At 57.5% G+C, this 21,406-nt stretch carries 27 protein-coding genes and 2 tRNA genes; 4 read left to right on the top strand and 25 right to left on the bottom strand.

Going from position 1 to position 21,406, the window contains the following annotated elements:
* Window positions 1-2: 2 nt before the first annotated feature.
* From R6Y96_RS08745 to R6Y96_RS08640, 22 genes are all read right to left on the bottom strand, one after another.
* Complete coding sequence (locus R6Y96_RS08745; RefSeq protein WP_318620947.1) at window positions 3-761, bottom strand: isopentenyl phosphate kinase; 759 nt, start codon at window positions 759-761, stop codon at window positions 3-5.
* Window positions 754-1,623 carry a mevalonate kinase gene (gene mvk / locus R6Y96_RS08740; protein WP_318620946.1) on the bottom strand — a complete coding sequence of 290 codons (870 nt, stop codon included), beginning with the start codon at window positions 1,621-1,623 and terminating at the stop codon, window positions 754-756. Before mvk ends, R6Y96_RS08745 begins: the two co-directional genes overlap by 8 nt.
* A gap of 1 nt (window position 1,624) precedes the next feature.
* Window positions 1,625-2,413 (bottom strand): AmmeMemoRadiSam system protein B, encoded by a 789-nt coding sequence (amrB, locus tag R6Y96_RS08735; protein ID WP_318620944.1) that lies wholly within the window; start codon window positions 2,411-2,413, stop codon window positions 1,625-1,627.
* Window positions 2,414-2,439: 26 nt separating this feature from the next.
* A complete protein-coding gene (gene rpsB, locus R6Y96_RS08730) occupies window positions 2,440-3,048 on the bottom strand; it encodes a 30S ribosomal protein S2 (protein WP_318620942.1) in 609 nt (202 codons plus the stop codon).
* A 1-nt stretch (window position 3,049) separates the two neighbouring features.
* Entirely contained in the window at window positions 3,050-4,237 is a 1,188-nt protein-coding gene (eno, locus tag R6Y96_RS08725; protein WP_318620940.1) for a phosphopyruvate hydratase, read from the bottom strand.
* 4 nt (window positions 4,238-4,241) lie between these two features.
* On the bottom strand, window positions 4,242-4,412 hold the full coding sequence (locus R6Y96_RS08720) for a DNA-directed RNA polymerase subunit K (protein WP_300237548.1): 171 nt from the start codon (window positions 4,410-4,412) through the stop codon (window positions 4,242-4,244).
* Window positions 4,413-4,442: 30 nt separating this feature from the next.
* Window positions 4,443-4,516, bottom strand: a tRNA-Pro gene (locus R6Y96_RS08715).
* Window positions 4,517-4,705 carry a DNA-directed RNA polymerase subunit N gene (locus R6Y96_RS08710; protein ID WP_214022396.1) on the bottom strand — a complete coding sequence of 63 codons (189 nt, stop codon included), beginning with the start codon at window positions 4,703-4,705 and terminating at the stop codon, window positions 4,517-4,519. It abuts the tRNA gene before it with no gap.
* 34 nt (window positions 4,706-4,739) lie between these two features.
* Window positions 4,740-5,141, bottom strand: coding sequence for a 30S ribosomal protein S9 (locus R6Y96_RS08705; protein WP_318620935.1), 402 nt, complete (start codon window positions 5,139-5,141; stop codon window positions 4,740-4,742).
* 14 nt (window positions 5,142-5,155) lie between these two features.
* Complete coding sequence (locus R6Y96_RS08700) at window positions 5,156-5,578, bottom strand: 50S ribosomal protein L13 (protein WP_318620933.1); 423 nt, start codon at window positions 5,576-5,578, stop codon at window positions 5,156-5,158.
* Between the two features lie 6 nt (window positions 5,579-5,584).
* Window positions 5,585-5,953, bottom strand: coding sequence for a 50S ribosomal protein L18e (locus tag R6Y96_RS08695; protein WP_318620931.1), 369 nt, complete (start codon window positions 5,951-5,953; stop codon window positions 5,585-5,587).
* Window positions 5,953-6,780: a DNA-directed RNA polymerase subunit D gene (locus tag R6Y96_RS08690; protein WP_318620930.1), complete on the bottom strand. Its 828-nt coding sequence runs from the start codon at window positions 6,778-6,780 to the stop codon at window positions 5,953-5,955. The genes R6Y96_RS08695 and R6Y96_RS08690 overlap by 1 nt, the downstream gene beginning before the upstream one ends.
* A complete protein-coding gene (locus R6Y96_RS08685; RefSeq protein ID WP_318620929.1) occupies window positions 6,780-7,169 on the bottom strand; it encodes a 30S ribosomal protein S11 in 390 nt (129 codons plus the stop codon). Before R6Y96_RS08685 ends, R6Y96_RS08690 begins: the two co-directional genes overlap by 1 nt.
* Before the next feature lie 4 nt (window positions 7,170-7,173).
* Window positions 7,174-7,722, bottom strand: coding sequence for a 30S ribosomal protein S4 (locus R6Y96_RS08680; protein WP_318620928.1), 549 nt, complete (start codon window positions 7,720-7,722; stop codon window positions 7,174-7,176).
* An 11-nt stretch (window positions 7,723-7,733) separates the two neighbouring features.
* Entirely contained in the window at window positions 7,734-8,183 is a 450-nt protein-coding gene (locus tag R6Y96_RS08675) for a 30S ribosomal protein S13 (protein ID WP_318620926.1), read from the bottom strand.
* A gap of 34 nt (window positions 8,184-8,217) precedes the next feature.
* A tRNA-Ser gene (locus R6Y96_RS08670) sits at window positions 8,218-8,302 on the bottom strand.
* Between the two features lie 255 nt (window positions 8,303-8,557).
* Window positions 8,558-9,523: a deoxyhypusine synthase gene (locus R6Y96_RS08665; RefSeq protein ID WP_318620925.1), complete on the bottom strand. Its 966-nt coding sequence runs from the start codon at window positions 9,521-9,523 to the stop codon at window positions 8,558-8,560.
* A gap of 600 nt (window positions 9,524-10,123) precedes the next feature.
* Window positions 10,124-10,906 carry a CBS domain-containing protein gene (locus R6Y96_RS08660; RefSeq protein WP_318620924.1) on the bottom strand — a complete coding sequence of 261 codons (783 nt, stop codon included), beginning with the start codon at window positions 10,904-10,906 and terminating at the stop codon, window positions 10,124-10,126.
* Window positions 10,903-11,742 carry a CBS domain-containing protein gene (locus R6Y96_RS08655; RefSeq protein WP_318620923.1) on the bottom strand — a complete coding sequence of 280 codons (840 nt, stop codon included), beginning with the start codon at window positions 11,740-11,742 and terminating at the stop codon, window positions 10,903-10,905. Before R6Y96_RS08655 ends, R6Y96_RS08660 begins: the two co-directional genes overlap by 4 nt.
* 4 nt (window positions 11,743-11,746) lie before the next feature.
* A complete protein-coding gene (locus R6Y96_RS08650) occupies window positions 11,747-12,697 on the bottom strand; it encodes a CBS domain-containing protein (RefSeq protein ID WP_318620921.1) in 951 nt (316 codons plus the stop codon).
* A gap of 37 nt (window positions 12,698-12,734) precedes the next feature.
* Entirely contained in the window at window positions 12,735-13,493 is a 759-nt protein-coding gene (locus R6Y96_RS08645; protein ID WP_318620919.1) for a CBS domain-containing protein, read from the bottom strand.
* Window positions 13,490-14,053, bottom strand: a complete 564-nt coding sequence (locus R6Y96_RS08640) for a CBS domain-containing protein (protein WP_318620917.1) — start codon at window positions 14,051-14,053, stop codon at window positions 13,490-13,492. The genes R6Y96_RS08645 and R6Y96_RS08640 overlap by 4 nt, the downstream gene beginning before the upstream one ends.
* Before the next feature lie 212 nt (window positions 14,054-14,265).
* Between R6Y96_RS08640 and R6Y96_RS08635 the strand changes: the two genes are divergently transcribed.
* From R6Y96_RS08635 to R6Y96_RS08620, 4 genes are all read left to right on the top strand, one after another.
* Window positions 14,266-14,907 (top strand): Era-like GTP-binding protein, encoded by a 642-nt coding sequence (locus R6Y96_RS08635; protein ID WP_318620915.1) that lies wholly within the window; start codon window positions 14,266-14,268, stop codon window positions 14,905-14,907.
* A gap of 5 nt (window positions 14,908-14,912) precedes the next feature.
* Window positions 14,913-15,281: a DUF2073 domain-containing protein gene (locus tag R6Y96_RS08630; protein WP_318620913.1), complete on the top strand. Its 369-nt coding sequence runs from the start codon at window positions 14,913-14,915 to the stop codon at window positions 15,279-15,281.
* A 21-nt stretch (window positions 15,282-15,302) separates the two neighbouring features.
* The gene (locus R6Y96_RS08625; protein ID WP_318620912.1) at window positions 15,303-15,674 is read left to right on the top strand and encodes a Zn-ribbon domain-containing protein; all 372 of its coding nucleotides are present in this window, start codon (window positions 15,303-15,305) and stop codon (window positions 15,672-15,674) included.
* Between the two features lie 465 nt (window positions 15,675-16,139).
* Window positions 16,140-17,183, top strand: coding sequence for a KamA family radical SAM protein (locus tag R6Y96_RS08620; RefSeq protein WP_318620911.1), 1,044 nt, complete (start codon window positions 16,140-16,142; stop codon window positions 17,181-17,183).
* A gap of 562 nt (window positions 17,184-17,745) precedes the next feature.
* Here R6Y96_RS08620 and R6Y96_RS08615 read toward each other — a convergent pair.
* Genes R6Y96_RS08615 through R6Y96_RS08605 form a run of 3 tightly spaced genes read right to left on the bottom strand, consistent with a single transcriptional unit; the run spans window position 17,746 to window position 21,035 of the window.
* Window positions 17,746-18,939, bottom strand: a complete 1,194-nt coding sequence (locus tag R6Y96_RS08615; RefSeq protein WP_318620909.1) for a PKD domain-containing protein — start codon at window positions 18,937-18,939, stop codon at window positions 17,746-17,748.
* Window positions 18,940-18,968: 29 nt separating this feature from the next.
* A complete protein-coding gene (locus tag R6Y96_RS08610; protein WP_318620908.1) occupies window positions 18,969-20,060 on the bottom strand; it encodes a type IV pilin N-terminal domain-containing protein in 1,092 nt (363 codons plus the stop codon).
* 12 nt (window positions 20,061-20,072) lie between these two features.
* Window positions 20,073-21,035 (bottom strand): hypothetical protein, encoded by a 963-nt coding sequence (locus R6Y96_RS08605; RefSeq protein ID WP_318620907.1) that lies wholly within the window; start codon window positions 21,033-21,035, stop codon window positions 20,073-20,075.
* Window positions 21,036-21,406 lie beyond the last annotated feature (371 nt).

Here is a 21,406-nt window from a genome sequence, read left to right as displayed (position 1 = left end):
TTTTACTCCTTTCTGGTTATTACTGTCCCGCCGTGATCTGTTCCGTCCAGGAACCGGCCGATCTGCGAGACATGGAAGATCTCTGAGTCGATACCGGCATCGGCCAGTATCAGGAGTTCAGCGATCTTGCCCCGCATGCCCCCGGTCACGTCGGTCTTTGCCGACCCGCCTACATCGAGCGATTCCAGGATCTCCCGGTCGATGCGGGGGATAACAGATCCTCCTCTGAGCACACCGGCAACATCGGTTGCAAGCCCAACGCGCCTGCTCCCGAGAGCGAAGGCAAGCCTAGCCACCACCTGGTCACCCGAGACAATGCACGAACCCCGCAGGGTGTCCATCACGACGTCGCCGTGCAGCACGGGCACGATACCGTGATCTGCCATCCCGGCGATCTGGCGGGTCTCAAACGAGACCAGGCGGCCGTCCTCTGCGAGTGCCAGGCAGAGGGGATGAATGCCGATCGCCTCGATCCCTGCCTCCCGCAGGGCCTCGACGACCGCGGCGTTCAGCCGCGAGACCGCGGCATGGGTGTGGTAGACCCCGGGCAGGTTATCCCGGCCGAGCCCCTCATCGACCCGGTAGCGCCGGGCCTCCGGGTGGCCGCAGGAGCCCGCGCCGTGGACCAGGACGAGCGCAATCTCCCGGTGTGCGGCGAGAACTTCTGCAATCTCGCGCAGCCGGGCGTGATCGATGGTGCAGCCCCCCGATTTGTCGGTGATAACGCTCCCGCCCAGTTTAAGTACCACTCTCTCAGTCATGCTTCTCTTCTCTCGCACCGTCGGTGTCTATGGTTGTGATTATCGCCCTTCCTTCACAGGCCTCGATCGCCCCGGCAACGCGGTTCTTTGCACGTCTGGGACAGAGGGCGATGATCGATCCGCCGCCTCCAGCCCCGGTGATCTTGGCCCCGTAAGCCCCGCTCGCCCTTGCCGCCAGAACAAGCCGGCTGCTTGCCGGGTGACCCACACCGAGCGCCTCCAGGAGCGCATGGTTCATATCCATGTACTGCCCGAGTTCCTTCGGGTTGCTCATCTCGCGAATGGCAGCAAGCGTCAACTCCCCGATTGCGTCCAGTATCGGGTTTGCTATTGTGGGATGGTGCTGCCGCAGGTTCGCGACCTGCTCCACCATCTTTGCGGTGCTGTGGGGCACCATGGTGTTTCCCACAACAAGGTGGAGGTTCTCCGGCGGCAGTCTACGTTTGGACTCACCCGTGATCAGGACCATCCCCCCGTTTGCCGAGACGTAAGTGTCGGTTGGGCTTGCCCGGCCCTTCTGAACTTTTTTCTCGATGGCAAACGCAGTCTCAGCGATATACTCGCGGCTATACCCCAGGTTGAACTCATCGTTGATGGCAGAGAGCGTCGCCACGGTCACAGCGGCCGATGACCCGAGCCCTGACGAACTCTGGAGTTGCGAGCGGACATAGACGCTGCCGCGGACGCCCATCACCCTGAAACACTCGTTGATGTATGGCGATTTCGGGCGCGTCGGGTTCCGGGACTTCCTCACCGTGACGAAGACACGGGGCTTGATCGCCATCGCGATCGCCGGCTTCCCGTAGACCACCGCATGCTCGCCGAACAGGAAGACCTTGCCCGGCGCGCTCCAGGTTGCCAAATTACACCACCGCTATCGCTGCATACCCCACTACCTGATTGTAATCCTCCGTTACATCGCCGCTGGTCGTATACCGGAGAAGCGCCCCCCTCTTTCCACCGAGATGCCTGCAGACGGTGCACATGGTCGCGATCGGGCCGTAGCCGCAGACGGTTGCCCGGGTCGCGATGATCCGCCGGTAGAATTCAGGTATGTCAAGGGTTTCGAGCGCCTCGATCACATGCAGGTCCTGCCGCCGTGCCACCACCTCTGGAACGTAATGAGAGAAGTCGCTTGAGGCGACGATCCTCACATCCCGCCGGGTGTGGCCGATCGCGTCGAGCAGGTGCTCCGCAAGACCCATCGCAGCCTCGTAACTCTGGTCTCCCATGAGTATGGGCGCGATCCTTGCCCTGGGGAACCGGTACCTGATGAAGGGCATCTGCACCTCAAGTGAATGCTCGCTCCGGTGCGAGGTCTCGTCTATCCTGAGATCAAGTGCGTCGACAAACTCTGTATCGACATTGATGATCCCAAGAGGCGTCTCCCAGGGCATTGCGGAGGCAGAGGTCATGTATCCATGATGACTGGGACCTATAACGACGAATGTACCGTCAAAATCAGGTTGTATTGCAGAGAAGGCACAGGCCGCGGTCTCCCCCGAGTAGATATAACCGGCATGGGGGGAGACTATGCCGTTGGCTGAGATATCTGGATTTTTGTTCCGGAAGAATGCCTCCAGGAGCTGCTCCAGGTGGCTGGGCTCAGCAGGATAGAACATCCCCGCTACACTGCATCGGCGCATATCCATCAAGGGTGTGGTCTTGTGCTTTGATCTTATAACTCTGTCTCAAAGTCCTCGGGGGTGAGCGATGTGGTCACGCCGCGCAGGCGCAGCATCTCCTTTGTCAGGAGATAGTATATCAGCGAGAGCGCCTTTCTGCCCTTGTTGTTCGTCGGTATGACCAGATCGACGTACTTCATCATGTTGTTGGTATCGCAGAGCGCGACAACGGGGATCCCTGTCTGGACAGCTTCATTAACCGCCTGGGCGTCGCTGATCGGGTCTGTCACCACAACCACCTCGGGCTCGATGTACTTGTTCAGGCGCTGGTTGGTCAGCATCCCCGGAATAAACCGGCCGATGACCGACATACCGCCTATGGCATCGGCAAACATCTTTGCCGGGTACTGCCCGTACTGTCTGGAGGTGACGACCAGGATCTTTGCAGGGTCATACTGCGAAAGGAACTTTGCAGCAGTCTTGATCCGATCATCGGTTGCCTGGATGTCCAGGATGTAGAGTCCATCACCGCGGACACGGTAGATGAACTTCATCATGTCCTTGCTCTTCTGCTGGGTGCCGATGTGCACGCCTGCCGCCAGATACTCTTCGACGGATACCAGCGGTTCTTTAAGTTCGATCTCAAGTTCGTTTCCGGTCAAGTTAGATCAGCTCCTCTATTCGAATCAGTTCGTTCAGTTTGGCTATCCGCTCCCCGCCGACCACCCCGGTCTTTAGGAAGATACATCCGAACGCCGTTCCCAGGTGCGCTATGGTCGCGTCGGTTGTCTCTCCGGAACGGTGACTCATTACTGTCTCCAGGCCGTTCTCATCGGCGAGGCGTATCGCCTCAAAGGTATCGGTGAGTGTTCCGATCTGGTTTGGTTTGATCAGGACGCAGTTTGCCGCGCCTGTTTCGATCCCCTGTATGATCCGCTCGACGTTGGTCACGAAGAGGTCGTCACCGCAGACCAGGCACCGGTCTTGGACGCTGGCGGTCAGGTCTGCAAACGCCTCGAAGTCCTCCTCAAAGAATGGGTCCTCCACGTAGACGAGGTTGTAGCGGTCGACGAGATCCGCCACGTAGGTGATCTGGTCATCACGGTTCCGCACAGCATCCCTGTAGCGGTAGTGCTCGCCGTCCCAGAGTTCGCTTGCTGCCATGTCGATCCCCATACGGATCTCGAGGTTCGTCTCATCCGAGACGATTCCAATCGCCTCTCCCAGGACCTCAAACGCCTCCGCATCGGTTATCGCCGGCGCCCAGGCGCCTTCATCTCCTTTTCCGGTGAGTTTGCCTTGCGCCTGCAGGATCTTCTTCACGGTCTTATGGACGGCGGCGTTCACAAATACGGCTTCTGTCGCTCCGGAAGCCCCTGTGGCGACCACCAGGAACTCCTGGATGGACGTTGCGTTCGGTGCATGTGCACCTCCGCCGATGATGTTGCCAAGCGGCAGCGGTGTCTCGGAAGCGAACGCACCTCCAAGGTAGCGGAAGAGTTCCAGGTCGAGTGACGATGCAGCCGCCTTTGCACATGCAAGCGAGAGTGCGACGGCGACGTTTGCGCCGATCGACCTGAAATCGGGTGTTCCATCGATCTCCCGGAGCAGTGCATCAAACGTGATCTGATCGCAGGCGTCCTCCCCGATTAGCGATGGAATCAGGTGTTCCCGCGCGTTCTCGATGGCTTCGCGCGGCGGCCGCACCTTTGCTTCATAGGTTCCTGTGCTGGCACCACCGGGTGCCGCAGCCCGGCCGAAACCGCGGGATGTGTATATATCAGCCTCAACGGTCTCGTTTCCGCGGCTGTCCAGGATTGTTCTCAGGGTAATCTCTTCGATGGTCGTCATCAGATCACAACTTCCTCTTCACTGTTATGGGGATCACGTCTCGCTCGAACTCTTCGAGTGCAATCTCAAGCGGCTCAGTCTTTCTGGTCTTTACCAGAACGGGTGCACCCATCGAGATCTGAAGAGCACGAGCCCCTATAATTCGAGCCCGTTCATACCGGGTATACGATTCCATCGTGCAGCCTCAAAATCATTAATTGCAAAATGGGGTCGCTGAGATTTGAACTCAGGTCACAGCATCCCGAACGCCGTAGGATGGCCAGGCTACCCCACGACCCCTCATTGATACGGGTTCAGGTCCTCCACCACTTCTTTGTGCGTCAGCAGCATCCGCCTGCAGCAGTAACGTTCCAGACCGAGATCGTCGAGGATCTGTTTGGGATCCTCGCCTGCATCTCGCCGCTCCTTGAACTCTTTCCAGGCGGTGGAAATGACCTTACCGCATGTAAAACATCGTACGGGTATCATACCTGTTGTCCAGTATTCCTTATATCTCTTTTCCTCAGCGATAAGACTTCTGGAACTTCGCCCGTGCGCCAGGACCCTGCGGTTTCTTGGTCTCTTTCTGCCGCGAGTCGTTCACGAGCAGTGTCCGGTCATACGACAGGAACGCATCCTTTATCTGCGGGTCGTTATGCCACTCCAGGATGCCGCGCGCGAGTGCTGTCCGGATGGCCTCGGCCTGCCCCATTCTACCGCCGCCGGAGACCTCGATCGCGACATCAACGTCGTCGAGTGCGTCTGGAACCAGCAGCAGCGGTTCAGCGATCTTCATCCTGATCACCTCGCTCCCGTAGATCTCCAGGGGCACAGAGTTGATCCGGATACGGCCGTTGCCGGGCTTCAGAGTCGCCCTGGCAATTGCTGTCTTCCTCTTACCGCTTGAATTTACGATCTTTACCATCCAATCACCATGTTTCAGTATTTAGCTCCGAGCTGGGTGCTTATTGCCCCGACCGTTACGTAAGTCGGCCTGCTCAGTCGGTTGATATGCGCCGCCTCGATTCTCTCCATATCCATTCCGCTGAACTCCGCCGGAACCCCGACGTAGACCCTGATCCGTTTGAGTGCGGCTGCGCCACGCTCACGCTTGTAGGGTAGCATCCCGCGGATGGTGCGCTTGACGATCTGGTCTGGCCTGCGCGGAAAGAACGGCCCTCCCTCACGCGACCCACGCTCGCGTTTGCGGGTGTAGTTTGCGAGGACCCGGGCCTTGCTCCCTGAGACGATTGCTTTTTCCGCGTTCACGATGGCGATCTCCTCACCGGCAAGCGCACGCTGTGCGACGATGCTGGCCATCCGCCCGAGCAGTAATCCATCTGCGTCGATAACCTGAACCATTCTGCTTCACCTGAGGATCCGTACCCTGCTCCCTTTCGGGTTCTCTCGAACAAGGTCTTCGATGGTCATGCACGTGCCCCTGGCGCTGGTGATCTTGCTCACCGCAGTCTCGGAAAAGTCAATGGCGGCGATCTTCACCGGCAGGCTGAGCACACCGCTGCCGAGAACCTTGCCCGGCACAAGGATTATCTCATCTTCGTTTGCGTAGCGGTTGATCTTGCTGAGGTTAACCTCGGCATAATTCTTCCGGGGTGCATCCAGCCTCTTTGCAATCTCGCGCCAGATTTTCGCCTCATTTGCACGCGACGCCTCTTTCAGCGTCGCGATGAGAGCGGTCAGCCGGGGGTTTGATTTGTTTGCAGTAGTCTTTGTCATTACATCCCCTCTCCCGTTATCTCATTAATAACGTCTACCAGGTCTCCTGATTGTTTCTGGATGTATTGTAGCGCTCTCTCGATGATCTCACCGACCGGCATCGAACCATCGCTTTCAACCACAAAAATGAACCTCTCCGGGTCGGTGCTGATGTGGATGGCAGGCTCGTCACCGATCCCACCTGCAAGGCACGCCCGCTCGCAGAGTTTGCAGAGGGAACATGACTCCAGCCGCCCATTGACGACCCTGACACGTCCATCTGCTGCTTCCAGCACGTTGCGGGCGCACTCCTCGAGGCACATGCCGCAGCCGTCGCACCGCTCGTCGATGGTTATTACCGGATAGTTCTTGTAGCCGCAGGCGGTTGTAGCCTGCCACTTGGCATGCTCCTTTCCGGTCCCGAGTACTGCCTGGGCTTCGAGCACGACCTTCTGGTTATTTGAAAGTTCGATGATCGGGATCTTCTCCTCGACTGGTGCGGCATCCGGGTCCTGCGGGATCAGGTCGCTCGAGTAGACGGTCTTTGGCCCTTCGGCGGAGAGCGTGTAGGTAACCGTGCAGAACTGACATCCTGCACCTCCGCAGGTGCATTCGCTGCGCAGCCTGTAATGTTCCAGATCCGTCCGCAGGGGGATGAGCCCCAGGCGGTGTGCCAGCATCTCGTCGAAGAGGACGCTTGTATTGTCGTAGATGCGGACGTTCTCAATGGCAAGTGTCGGCACCTCGCTCATCATCGCCCGCCGGAACATGTTGGCAAACGACGTGGAAACGCCGCCCAGGGTAAACTTTGCGACTCTCTCGTCCAGTCGAGAAAACGCTATCTCCATTACACTCTCCTTCCTCTCCGGCCGCCTTTGCTGCGGATGCTGTCGTGCGGCACCGGTGTGACGTCCTCGATGCGGCCGATCTTCATCCCTGCACGGGCGAGGGCACGGATCGCTGCCTGGGCGCCGGGCCCGGGGCTGCGCTGTTTCCCGCGTCCCGGTGCCCGAACACGAACGTGAACGCCGGTGATTCCCTTCTCGCGTGCGTTCTGTGCGACCTGTGTTGCCATCTGCATGGCGGCGTAGGGGGAACTCTCGTTTCGGTCCTGTTTCACGACCATGCCGCCGCTGCTCTTCGTGACCGTCTCCGCCCCTGAGAGGTCGGTTATGGTGATGATGGTGTTGTTAAACGAGGCGTAGATGTGTGCGATGCCCCATTTCTCTTCTGCCATGGTTTTACCTCACTCCTGCGCGGGTGATGCGCCCTCTCTCCGGGTGGACTTCGTTCGTGAGGGGGGAGACGCCGTAGTAGCCGATCTCCGGTTCCTCTTCCCTGGTGACCCGGTAGCCCGGCACCGTCACACGCTGGCCGCCGATCGCAATGTGTCCGTGGGTGATGAACTGTCGGGCCTGTTTTGGGGTGCGTGCGAGCCCCTTGCGAAGCACCTGCGTCTGGAGTCGGCGGTCGAGCTGCTGTTCTACCTTGAGGGCGAGAACGTCGCCCACATCGGCGTTATCTCCGACGAGACCGTAGCGGTAGAGGTGGCTGATGAGCTGGTCTTTCTTCGTCTGGTAGATCTCGGGGGTTATACCCGCCGACCTGAGAGCCACCAGTTCACGGGCGGCAGCACGATACTTCCGCAGAATGCTCTGGGCTTTCCAGAGTTCGCGCTTGTTTCGCAGTCCGTAATCGATGATAAGCTGCTTCTCGTCATCGAGCCGCGTCTTCTCGAACCGGCGCTTGGGTGTTGCATACTGCTTGTGGTTTTTTCCTGGATATGCCATTCAATCACCGTTCAGGCCTTCTTTCTCCGGACACCGACGGTCATGCCGGTTCTTCCGGTGGACTTGGTGCGCTGGCCGCGGACTTTCTGCCCCGTCTCGTGCCTGATGCCACGGTAACACCGCATCTTTCTCATGCGGTTGATGTCGTCTTCGATTGCCAGGCTGAGATCCGTCCCCAGGAGGTGGCGTCTCTCTCCGGTATAGACGTCTTTTGGGCGGTTGACCATCCATTCGGGAACCTGCCCGGTGTAGGTCTCGACCGCGTCTGCGATCCGTTCGATGGTTTGGTCATCGAGTTTACCGAGGACGGCATGCGGATCCACACCAGCAAGGGTGGTGATGGTGCGGGATGTGTGGTGACCGATTCCGTTGATCCCTGTCAGTGCGATCTGCACCGTTTTCGTGCCGTCGAGATCAGTGTTCCTGATCCGGACAAAGTACTTTATCTCTTCATCATCCATGTGATCGCCTCGTCATCGACATCGTCGGTGAAAGCGCTGAGGGAGGGATTTGAACCCTCGAGTCCCAGAGGGACACAGGTTTAGCAAACCTGCGCCATACCAGGCTTGGCTACCTCAACATAGAATCTCGCATCTTTCGACACTCGCAACACCGAAGGTGTTGCTCCAGACACAGCATTCTATGGCTTATGCCTAGTTATGTTTGCGGGGTTGACTAATAACTATTGTGGTGAGGTGACCCCTGCGGTCAACTCCGTGAATCTTCTCCCTGTTTACGCGGGATCGGGTTGTGGTCGGCGTTTCATACTCCTCTCTGATCCCGCGGTGGGGTTCGGCCGATCGCCGGGACGGCGCAGGACTCCGGCGGGCACGGTTTACGGTGCGCGGCGGGCCCGTTTGACCCCGCTCCCGATCAGGCCCGAGGCAACGATGGGGAGTGCTATCGTTGCGTCACAGAAGCACTGGACGCGGGCCGATTCCGGCGCCTCTTTGCCCCAGCTGATCGCCTCTTCGAATGTGCACCCGGAGAGCCCGCCCCAGTGAGGTGCGTCGGTGGTGTACTGGATGGCATATGCATGCCCGCCGAGGTTCTGTTCGTGTATTGAGGCTATTACCTGGGTCTGCTGGATGAAGTTCTTCGGCACCCCACCGCCGATATAGATCACACCGGTCTTTCCTGCACCCTCGACCATGCGGCTGATCTCATCGGTATCGGCGAGTTGGTCGATCTCTATCCTGACCCCGCGTCGACGTGCCATCACCAGCCCGATCCCGATGGATGAGTCGCAGAGTGCCGGGATGAATATCGGGACGCCGGATTCTGCAGAGGTGGCGATGAGCGACTGCCCTTCAGGCCGGTTTTCGCGGAGCCAGTCTCCGAGGCGGTGCGTGAACTCACGTGATGAGCCCTGGAACGGGGCAATGCTCCCGGCGAACCTGGCGATCTCGGCGTCGACGCTCCGGAACTCCTCTTCGTAGGCGAAGACGTCGTATATGCGGTCGATCCCTTCCTCAAATAGCGCCGCGTCGTCCACATGTTGATGGCCAATGTAGTGTCGGATGCCCAGGTGCTCGCAGGTGTCGTGGAAGATGTTTGCACCCGTCGAGACTATGACGTCGACGTAGCGATGCCTGACGAGGTCGATGAGCACGTTCTGCATACCTGCCGGGATCATCGCACCAGAGAGGCCCATGAATATAGTGCAGTCTGGATCGGTGATCATCCTTGTCCAGACGCCGAGCGACTCGCCGAGTTTTCTACCCTGGAAGCCGGTCATGCTCATGGACTCAAGGAGGGCCGTTACGTTCTCGTTCGGTTTGACAGGCTGCGTTGGTTTCATGGAAAGATCCTGATACCTGTTTCTGGCTGTGCTGTATTAATGATTGGTGCTCCGGCGGCCTGGCGAGCGTTTCACATTGCCGCCGGATGCTGGAGGAGAGGTGTTTTTCTTCCCTGGGAAGAGGGTATCCCGGTGAGATGCATGGGCCGGGGTCTGGGAAGTTCCTTTCCACCCTCTGCGGCTGGCGATTCCCCCTCGATACAGTGCCGAGATGACCGTCGCTTCGTGATCTCACCTGGCACTCCCTGGAATCATTCTTCCGATCCCAGGACACGGCCATCGGGAGAATCGCCCCTCACTGCCCGCCCCCTTGGAAGGGGATGGGTCAGCGAGAGAGGTTTCAATGACACACCGAGACATGGGGCTGGGAACTTTCTTCCCCCTCCTCCTCCGCGGGGTGATTCCCTATAGACACGTTGCCAGGAAAGCGCCTCCGGCGCCTTGCTTCAAACCTCCCTGAAAGATCCCGCTCGCCACCATCCCCGGAAGGTCTTCATAAGGCCTGTTGATCACGCTGCTTCGTGAAACTCCGGCCTTTTGTCCACGCGGGGCGACGTTGTTTCGCCGTGAAAAGGTAGTAAAAAAGTGGTGCCTGCCCGATCACAGGGCCTTCACAAGAGAGTTCCGGGTGATGATACCCACGATCCTGCCGTTCTGCTTGACTGGTACGGAGCTGATGTTCTTCTTGAGCATCAGGTCGATGACATCGGAGACGTCTGCATCCGCGTCCACCGTGATCACCGGCGTGCTCATGATGTCCCGCACCAGGAGGTTCCTGATCCGGTAGTCCTGGTGGGTTCCTTCAACAAGATCCTTGAGTGCATGGAGCGCTCTTGCGACATCGGTCTCTGTAACAATCCCGATGACGGTATCCCCCTCCTCAACGATGAAACGGTCGATCCCCTCATCAAGCATCCTCCTGCGGAGGTGGACGGTGCGTTCGTCCCCCTGTATGGTGTATACCGGTTCCATGACATCAAGGACGCCGCCTGCCGGCCGGAGCACCTTCAGGAGGTCGCCCGCCGCCACCTGGCCTATGAGGCGGTGATCTGAGTCAAAGACCACGACAACCTTGTAGTGCTGGAGCAGCGGTACCAGAACGTCGATACCCTGGTCGGGATAGACAGAGGTGAAGCCTTCCTCAACGGTGTTTGCGACATGGATGGACGTGGCCTTCAGCGACTGAGTCTTCCTGCTCCCGAGCGTCTCGGCTATTGCCGCGCGGGATGTGGTACCGATGACCGTGCCATTGTTGGTCACGATGAGCGGGTCGACACCCTCATCGAGCATCTTATCGAGCGCTTCGCTGACAAAGGCAGACTTTGCGATGGTAACTGGTTTTGCCATCACATCTTTTACGAGTAACTGAAATTTCTCGCTCATTTTGCCACTTCCTTGATGATATCATCTCTCTTGAGCAGCCCCCGGATCTCGCCATCCTCAACGACAGCAAGGCTGTTGATCTCTTTTTCCAGCATCAGCCCGACCGCATCCTGCAGAGGTGCATCGGGAGCGATGGTGATGACCGGTCTGCTCATGACGTCTTCTGCAACCGCCGATACCTCAACGACGTACCTGTAACGTTTCTGCCCTGCCGGCTCGCTTCTCCGCAGGAGCTTAACCTCTTTTCTGGGTAGTTCCATCCGCTCGTTCAGGTAGTCGTAAAATGCGAGATTGGTCTCTGTAATTATGCCGGCAAGGCTCCCGTCGTCGTTGACAACAATAACCTTATCGTTTTTTGATTTCATCGTCTCGATTATATGATCAAGTGAGTGGTAGCGGTTGACCGTGACCGCTTCCCCCATTACCTCGCCGACCGTGGCTTTGAGCCCCCGCAGGTACGCCGATCTCATGATATCCCGTTTGGTGACGATGCCGGCAACCGTCCCGTTTTCAACGACAGGAACCCCGGAGATGTTCTTATCCAGCATGATGGCCGCAATATCGCGGGTGCTGGTTTCAGGGGTTATGGTGATCGGGTCGGGCACCATCAGGACTTCGACAGGGATACTGTCGATCGGCCGCCGCCGCCAGATGGGCTCTGCCTGCCTGAGCCTGTAGGCGATATCCTTTTTGGTGATGATACCCCTGAGTTCCTCTCCCTCCATAACTGGCAGCCTGGATATGCGGTGCCTGAGCATAATGTTTCGCGCGTAGGCAACGTTATCGGTCGTTGTAACGACGTAGACCGGGGATGACATCAAATCAACAGCACGCACGCCTTCATCCCTCCCTGGAAAATGCTTTTACCAGATCGTATTCGGTCACGAGTCCCACAAGATGCGAATCCTCGATTACCGGGAGCGCTCCCACCTGCCGGCGGAGCATCTCGAGAGCGACCTCATGTATGTTTTTATCAGGGGTGGTGGTATAGAGTTCGCCGGAGAGGAGGAGGCGCACCGGTGTGGCCATCACCTCGGCAGCGTCTCCTGTTGTCAGGTGCTCAAAGGCTTTCCCCTCCCCCAGGTAGCGCATGATGTCTGTGGCGGTGACGATCCCGCAGAGGACATCGTCCGTGACGACCGGGAGTCGCCGGAACCGGCAGTTCACCATCTTCTCACAGACCTTGCTGATAGGTGTATCGGGTGTGGTTACACGGATTGAGGAGGTCATGATGTCCTCAACCCTGCAGCGCGAGTGCTCGGTTGCGAGAACCATCATCACGTCGCGCTCTGTTACGATGCCCTTCAACTCTCCGTTGTTGTCGGTGATGGGTATGCCGCCTATTTTGCGGTTGACAATGATGTCGAGCGCATCGGCGATGCTCCCGGTAGCCGGCATGGTGACCGGGTGTTCTGTCATGATCTCGCGGAGTTCCTCGTTGACGGCGGCAAGGAAATTTCCGCCGTGTTTAACCTGGACGAGGTTATACTTGTCGCCGCCGCCCATGAAATCTATGATATCGCTGCCGGTAACTATCCCCCGAAGGCGGTGCGTCCCGGCATCGACGATCGGCAGCCTCCGGAACCCTTCCCGGGTCATGATCTCCACCGCCTGGATGATCGTTGCGGTCTGCTGTGCAGCAACAACGTCCCTGGTGGCAATTGCCATAATCTCGCCTTCATGTTCGGCGATCCTGGTCTTGAAATCGATCGGGCCGCGGTCGTGTTTGCCCGGCATCTTGAGGAGCCTGTCGGCTGGTCTCTTCTCTGAATTGCTGCGGTTCGGTTGCATGTTATCCCTCCTTTCTGGAGTTATTTCCTGAAATACGTTATTTAGCCCGGGTGTAACCCAGGATATCGTGACGGTCGATGACACCGACAAGCCTCTTCTTCTCGTCAACGACCGGCAGCATGCTGACGTCGTGCTCGACCATCAGTCTGCCCGCCGCTGCGAGCGAATCGTCCGGTGTCACGGTGATAACGGGTGTTGTCATAACCCGCTCCACGATGGTGTCTGCCTGGTTCTTTAGGGATGTGCGCACCTTGCCGGCGCGCAGGAGATCCCGGCGGGATATGATGCCGATGACCCTATCCTTCTGCATCACCGGGAACGAGTTAAAGCCGCTCGCGACGATCAGGGAGTATACGCGGTTCACGGGATCGTCGGGTGAGCAGGTGATGGGGTGATGCGACATGACATCCTTTACCCTGCCGTTGTTGACGCGATGAGAGAGGAGGACTGGAAAGATCTCTGAGAATAGCACCCCTCCCAGGTATGTAGCGTCCTCATCAACGACAGCTGCGCTGTTTGTGCGGGTGTTCAGTATGGCGTTGCTGACCTCTGTAAGCGGCGTGTCCGGGGTGACCTGCGCGGCCTCCCGGACAAACCCATCGACAGTGATGTTTGACTTGGTGTCGACAACCCGCAGGACATCGGAGATGTCGATGTAGCCCAGCAGGCGGTCTCTCTCGTCCACTATGTAGACCTCGCGAAAGACATCGTCCCGGAGTATGCTGCGCGCTTTCGTGACATGGTCATCGTAGCGCAACGCGGGTATCTCCACCATCAGGTCTGCGGCCACTCTCATAGCAACTGCTCCTCCTCGCGGCAGGCGGGACAGAGCATGAGGTTGTCGACCCGTGATAGTGCGTCTGACATGTTGCCGCACCGGTCGCAGATGCCCATGGCATACTCCTCTTCACGGTTAATTTCAATGAGATCGGCCAGCAGTTCGTTTACTTCTGTCGCGATGGTGAGTATGTCCCTCACGGTCACAATCCCGATGACCATCTGGTCCTCGACGACAGGGAGCCTGCGGACGCGGTGTTTTACCATCATTGCCGCGGCATCCTCGACCAGTTTGTCGGCACCGATTGTGATCAGCGGGGTGCTCATGACCTCGCTTACGCGGACCTCACCTGGTTTCAGGTTCTTTGCAACAACCTTGCAGTTGATATCCTCCTCTGTGACTATCCCCGTGGGGAGGCTGTTTTGCAGTACAATGCAACTTCCGACCCCAGCGCGGCACATGGTCTGTGCCGCCCGGGCGACGGTCTCTCCCACGTCGATTGTCGCTGGATGAGTCTGCATGACCTCCCTTAGAGGTATGCGTGTCTCGAAGCGGATGGCATTGCTATTGTTCATCATGGGATTCTCCTGATCTGGCCGCTATAAGAAATAATTCTCCTGGTGCAAGTCTATCTAGGATTCAACAGTATAAAAGAATTCTCTTAACCAGAGTGGGAGGTGATTGGCATCAAAATCCCGCAAACGCGCTGGAAGGAACATATAACTATATTTATTTGTGAGTTCCACATCTCACTTAAGTACAGGCAAACCTGCCTACCTGAGGGAGCTTGATGGCGTTCTTTGTTAATACACGAAAAAAGATTTCACGGTTCTTGAAGGCGTTCTTCAGGAAGCGGACCAGTCGTCTCGGGATCTACGGTCCTCCCAATGCCGGTAAAACGACGCTTGCAAACCGGATTGTGCGGGATTGGGTCGGTGATGCGGTCGGACCGGTCAGTGAGATCCCTCATGAAACCAGGCGTGTGCGACGTAAAGAGAATATAACCATCACCGGTCAGAACGGGAGTTCCGTGACCTTCGATATCGTTGATACCCCGGGTGTGACGACCAAGATCGACTACAACGAGTTCATGGAGTACGGTCTTGAGAAGGAGGAAGCGATCAAGCGGGCGCGGGAGGCTACGGAGGGCGTGGCCGAGGCGATGCACTGGCTTCGTGAGGATATTGACGGCGTTATCTATGTGCTTGATGCGACGCAGGACCCCTTCCAGCAGGTGAACATAATGCTTGTCGGGATAATCGAGAGCAGGAACCTCCCCGTCCTGATAGTCGCGAACAAGACCGATCTCCCGGATGCTTCCCCCGCGCGGATCAAGAGCGCGTTTCCCCAGCATCCTGTGATCCCGGTATCCGGTCTTGAGGGTACCAATGTTGAAGAACTCTACGAGAAGATGACGGAGTACTTCGGGTGATGGGGATGATACAGGGTGTACAGATTGACCTCATATCGGCAGAGCGCCTCGATAAGCTCACCATGATGGAGAAGATTCACCTGATCCTGGACGAGGTGATGGAGGGGAACATTGTTGTCCTGGAGAAGGGGCTTGCGCCTGAGGAGCAGAGCAAACTCATAGAGGTCACGATGCGTGAGATATCGCCGGATGGGTTTGCCGGGATCGAGATGGAGACCTATCCTGTCAAGGAGGCGCAGGGTGGATTTCTGGGAAAACTCTTCGGCGGGAGACGCCCGGAGACCCGTTTGACGGTGATCGGGCCTGCAAACCAGCTCAAGACGCTCAGGAAGGATAAGGATCTTATCAGCGCCTGGGTTTCATCGTCGAGGTGAAAGGCAACTTGCAGGTGAGATATGCCTCATAAGTGCACTCAATGCGGGCGGGAGTTTGAGGACGGTTCGACAAAGATACTGAGAGGGTGCCCAAGCTGCGGCGGAAAGAAGTTCCTTTACATCCGCGAGGCTGAACGTCACGAGGATGTGATGAAGGAGAAGACGCCGGCAGAGATGGCCGGTGAGAAGGGGGAGGAGGTTCTTGAGGTCAGGGATGATCGGCAGAAGAAGATCGAGGTCTATGATCGGATCGAGAGCATCCGTATCCTTGGCCCGGGGTCGTACGAGTTGAATATCGAGAAACTGGCCAGGTCAGACGAAGTGGTTCTCGGGCTGGAGAAGGAAGGGAAATATGTTGTGGATATCCTTTCCATGGCCAAAAAAAAGAAGTAGTGCGATACCGCTCGCCCAAAACTTTTTCATATTTGCTCGTTGCTGAGTCTCTGAAACGTGGCTTGTATTGGTCGTTGTATCGTTTTTATTGGGTAAAACGTGGATATTTATCATAGGGGTTGCGGTTTCAGCCCAACGTATAAATACCATTAGCCCCCCTGAATCTATAGAACATAATCCGACACTCGATGAACTGATCCGGTGCGACGATTTCCTGCATGAGTTCGATGATACGCCTGTAGCAGCCTTTGGGTAGATCGCATCTTGCGATCCCTGCTCTCGTGCATCCTGTCACCGATATTTCAGACCACATCCTGCATTGAAGAGTGTCGCTCAGGAGGTGTTTTTACGACTTCGAAATCTGATCTTCAAAATCCAACCGCGAACACCAGAAACCCGATTTACATCACATCGCTTGATGAGGTTCCTGGTATCAGCCTGGAGGAGCGTGCCCGTCTTGCGGAGGTGACGGACGCCTTTGCGTTCCGTTCAAACGACTACTACCTCTCGCTGATAGACTGGAATGACCCGGCGGATCCCATCCGCAGGCTGGTCATACCGACGATCGAAGAACTTGAGCCCTGGGGTCGGCTTGACCCGTCATCGGAACAGAGTTACACCCGGGTGCCGGGGTTGCAGCACAAGTACCGGCAGACCGCTCTACTGCTTGTTAGCGATCTATGCGGGGGGTTCTGCCGCTACTGTTTCAGGAAGCGCCTCTTCATCGAGGATGCGCGTGAGGTGAACAGGGATGTCTCGGCGGGGATTGCCTACATCCGTGAACATCCCGAGATCACCAACGTCCTCTTGAGCGGCGGTGATCCCCTCATCCTGGAGACGGATAAACTCCGTGAGATCGTCCGTCAGGTCCGTGAGATCGATCATGTGCAGATCATACGGATAGGGACGAAGATGCCGGCATACAATCCTTGCAGGATCATAGACGACCCGGTGCTGCTGGAGATGATCCGCGATTACAGTCTGGATGAGAAGCGGATCTACATCATGGCGCAGTTCAGCCATCCACGGGAACTGACCGACACGGCGTGTAGGGCGATCGCTCTCCTGAAGGAGGCCGGGGCGGTCATCATGAACCAGACGCCCCTGATCCGCGGGATCAATGACGACCCCGAGGTCCTTGCCGATCTCTTCGATAAACTCTCGTTTGTCGGGATCGTCCCCTACTACGTCTTCCAGTGCCGCCCAACGGTCGGGAACCGGCCGTTTGCGGTGCCGGTGGAGGAGTCTTACCGGATCTTTGAGCGGGCGCGGTCGCTCTGTTCGGGGCTTGCGAAGCAGGCCAGGTTTGTGATGTCGCACGCGACCGGAAAGATTGAGGTTCTGGGGATGACGGATGACTATACCTACTTCAAGTACAACCAGGCGGCAAAACCGGAGGATATCGGGCGGTTCATGGTCTACAGGAGCAACCCGGCGGCCTACTGGTTTGATGACTACACCGAACTGGTGGATGAGGGGAGGGTGAGAGAGCCCCAGGATCCGGCGTAGACGGGTTTTCGGGGCGGCCGTGAGATCCCCTCTTTTCTGCCTTTCTCTTCGGGCCGGCGCTGTTCTGTTTTTCCAGAATCGGCTGGTATGAAAATCCTCCAGGGGTATGCAAAGTATCAACGAGAACCAATGGATCGGCCATCGCTGTTTTTCATGGTCATCTATGAGCCAACGGCTCATAACGCGCTCTGTTGAAACCCTGTTTTGATCTTTATCCGTTCCCTGACGAGGGTGGTGCCACACCAGGCCTGTCCCCGGGTCGGCCTTTTTCCTCGGGCATGTCCTCGTGCAGTTGACCGTGGTGATTATCGCCACTCCGGGTGGCGGATCGCGGGGAGGGGGTCTCTCCCTCCCCTGTCTCCACGTTGTAATGGATCTCTGTAACCCCCACCACCCGCGCTTCGGCTCGTTCGAACCAGAGCGGGAGAAGACCGAAGGTGCGAACGTCCGGAGCACGAGCATCGCCAGGTGCGCAAGCCCGGTGGAAAGCCGTGCCTCTGCGTTATCCCTGACTGCAGCCATCTGGAGCGAGCAAGCAAGGGGGTTACAACAAGGCCCAGGATCAGATGTAAAACGCTGTGGCTGTCCGGCTTTCGTCTTCGGCAACCGGTACACTGATTATCGTGCTCTCGTACCACGTATCGCCGACCCGCCACCCATAGAAGTCCATGGTGATGGGGAATATCAAGACCTGGACCTGTATTTCGTCCGGCGCCGTCAGGGTAACGGTGAACCCGGAGTCGCCCGAATCAGTCTTGCTGAGCACGAAAGGAGTCGTATCCGCTCCCGTTCCGAGATCTCCGGCATAATCGATCGTGATGCCGTTGACCGGGGCGTACCACCAGAAGAAAATAAACATCTGCCGGACTGAATTCACCTCCAGCCGGGAGACGTGCTCCTCCGTAACAATGATGTAAGCCGTCTTCTTCACCGTATCGTTTTCGTGAGCGTTTTCGACCGTCAGCGTGACGGTATAGAGGCCTTCGTTCGTATACGTGTGCACCGGGTTCTGCTCGGTTGATGTGCTGCCGTCACCGAAGTCCCATGACCACGAGGTCGGCCCTCCCGTGGAGGTATCGGTGAACGCGACCGCAAGCGGAGCCTGACCGCTGGTGATGTTGGCGGTGAAGTCTGCCACCAGGGTAGTTGGTGTCGGTGTGGCGGTTTCCGTGGGTATTACTGGGGTTGTGGGCGTGGATGTAGCGGTTCCCGTGGGTGTTACAGTGGCTGTGGGCGTGGGTGTAGTGGTTCCTGTGGGTGTTACAGTGACTGTGGGTGGGGGTGTAGCGGTTCCTGGTACCTGTCCCTTCCAGCCTTCGGAGGCGTAGAGCAGGTATTCTCCCCCGGATAGGTCTGAGTAGACCATCAAAACCTCTGCCTTTTGCGGCCCGTTTGCTGCCTCAGGGGGGGTGTATGTGAGGATATCCCCTATGCTCCAGTTGGTCCAGTTCTCTCTTTCATCACCTTTGTAGAACGCTCGGTTATCCTGCACCACTGTCCCATTATCGATGTAGATCTGGAGTTGATCACGGGGTATCGTCTCCCCGCCATCGTGGCGGATGGCGACGCTTCCGCTGTCGCTGTAGCTGACGTCAAAGGTGACCGATGGGAGGACAGGGGGAGGCTGCTGGGAGAAGAGGGCTACGGCAAGGGCTCCAATGCCGAGCGCGATGACCGCTATGAGGAGGACCGCCGCCAGGGGTTCGGCGACCCCTCCCTCGCTCTCCACCGTGTATGGTTTGCGCAATCGTCTCATATCTGCTGCGTCGTCTCCCCTTGCAGCCATCAGGAGTAGCCTGTTATGCTATCTGCCGTTCCGAGGAAGTAGTTTGGATCGTTCTTTGAGATATCCAGGATCATAAGGGTCGGTTCAGCCGGCCTGACGTTGGTAAGGGTTATCGTTTGGTTCCAGGCGCCGTTTATGATCGGTGTGTTGTTGATGTATAACTCCGTCTGGAGATCTTTATTCCTTGTCCTGATAATGACCGAGGACGTGAAATTGCTGTAACCGTAGATCCTCCCTCCTTTGATGTAATCCTTGTTATTTTTGGTCAACTTTTGACCGTTTTTGTAGACTGTCACATCGCCTGCTGAGATGTGCCATCCCTCGTACCCGATGGCAAAGAACCGTATAGGCGAGTCCGTAAGATGGATGCTTATCACATCCCCTTGCGTGAAATTATATTTGCCCGGATCTTGGTTCGCGTTATTGGCAATTTCTAGATACGTCCCGTCGTCCGAGAGGGTAAAGTTGAAGAAACCGCTGCTTTTCCAGAAATCGCTATTGCTTTTTATGTCCTGGGCGAGGTAGATCGAGTTGTTCTTCAGTTGCCCTACGAACTGGTCGACCACCCAGGCGTCCAGATCCTCCTGCGAGTTACCTCCTCCGCCGCCAGGTCCGGCCGGCACGTCAGGCCCGGCCGTCCCGGCAGCCCCGGAGATGGTCGCAGACTTCAGGAGCACCGCCCCACCGCCTCCGTCGTAGACGACCAGCACCTGATCTGGCGTCGAGTCCACGCTGTAGTTCAGCACTTCGCCGATCGACCATGGCCAGGTGCCGCCGTATAGGGTTGGCGTGCCGGTGAGGCGCGTCCCATCAGCCAGGACATAAAATGAACCCTCCTCGAGGGGATCGCCGCCGTTATGTGTCAGACTTACAACGTTGCTGCTGGCCGATATGAGTATCTCGACCTGTGGTGTCTTTTCCGGCATCGGTTGCGAGTAAATCGTGACAGCGACAATCCCGACTCCCATTACAACGACGGCGAGGAGGAGGGCGATGCCGACGATCTCGGAGACCGCGCGCTCGTTGTTTCGCAGTTTGCAGCCGGTAACCTCCTGCACTGCCATGCTACCGGTATCTTTCATCGCTGTCATCCCTCCTCTCTATCAGGCCACGACCGTCTGCTGGAGTGTAACGGTAAAATTGGCCCTGGTGACGTCCAGGTCTACATCCTGGATCGGGGTCGACTCGCTCCCCGTCTCCGGGCGACAGATCATGTACACCCGTTTATCCTCTCTCAAAATACAGACCGGGCGTGCATCGGGATCGGTCCCCCAGTCAACGCCATCCCGCTCCACAGCATCGATGAAGACCTGCCTCCACGCCGCAGCAGCCTTTTCGTCATGCGCGTCCACCATAACCGTGATGTTTCCAGCGGAGGTGAACGTCTCTCTGCCAACCCCTTCCCTGAGCCGGGTATCCACTCTGGCGATTCCCTGACCCCCGATCTCCTGACCGCCGATGACCTGGATTGCGGCGATCTTTACCTTCAACCGATATTGCGGGTTATCGGCATTGCCGGTATTGACCCTGTAGACCGATACGGCGGGGGACAGCCGGGCGGTGGTGCCCGAGTCCTGCTCGAGGAAGAGCCCTCCCATCTGGTAGTAGTAGCGCTGCTGTATCCAGTAGTTGTTCGAGGATTGGTAGGAAACATCGCCCATCGGGGCCAGCTTTACCTTTTCAATCCCGTTTATCAGGATTGTGAAGTTGTCGGGGGAACTGTTCACCGAGAATGTCCCGCCTGATGCGATGGGAGCCAGAACGGGGAAGAAAATGCCGCCCCCCTGCGTGCTGCCCCCCATCGTGCCGAGGTCAAACAGGGTGCTGAGCGTTATACCCTCCGCGGAACCTGCGGTGTTGATGGAAACGATCCAGAGCGAGTCCAGAGCAATCTTATAGTCCACGAACCTGTCTTTCACCTGGTTCATGTGCGCGATCTCGTTCTCCCTCCCTGCTGCCGGGACGCCGTAGACCTGGTAGAGCGAGAGCGCTACAACGATCAGGGCAAGGAGCAGGACAAACCCGACAACCTCGGAGAGGGCATCATCACGGCTGGAAACCGGCATCGTCACGGTAGTTCTCTTCGTAAAGTATATCTAATTATTGGACACAGACCTCGCGTTTGCATCCCTGTGGGCATCAAACCAACACCTCTTCATGAACAGATCCCCCCGGGGCGCGGGTGGGCATCGCCGCGCAGCACTGCCGGCCCATCCAGATCGGGGCCGGTCGGGGTTGTGTATGAAAAATGCTCTCCCAGTTACAGGGATGGGGGTCGACAAAGGAGGGTATCCGGATGAGATACAAAGAGAGGGGAGCGTCTCCGTCTCCCTCCCCATGGGGCGATCCCCCATTGATACAGTGTGCGGGGGAGGGCGTCTCCAGCATCACGGGTGAACCCTCCTCAAAGACCCTGTCTCCGTGCCCGGCGCGGCTT

It is taken from the genome of Methanoculleus receptaculi (assembly GCF_033472595.1).
Taxonomy (GTDB): domain Archaea; phylum Halobacteriota; class Methanomicrobia; order Methanomicrobiales; family Methanoculleaceae; genus Methanoculleus; species Methanoculleus receptaculi.
The sequence above is the reverse complement of the archived record's forward strand: the minus strand, read 5'-3'. Positions and strand labels throughout refer to the sequence as shown.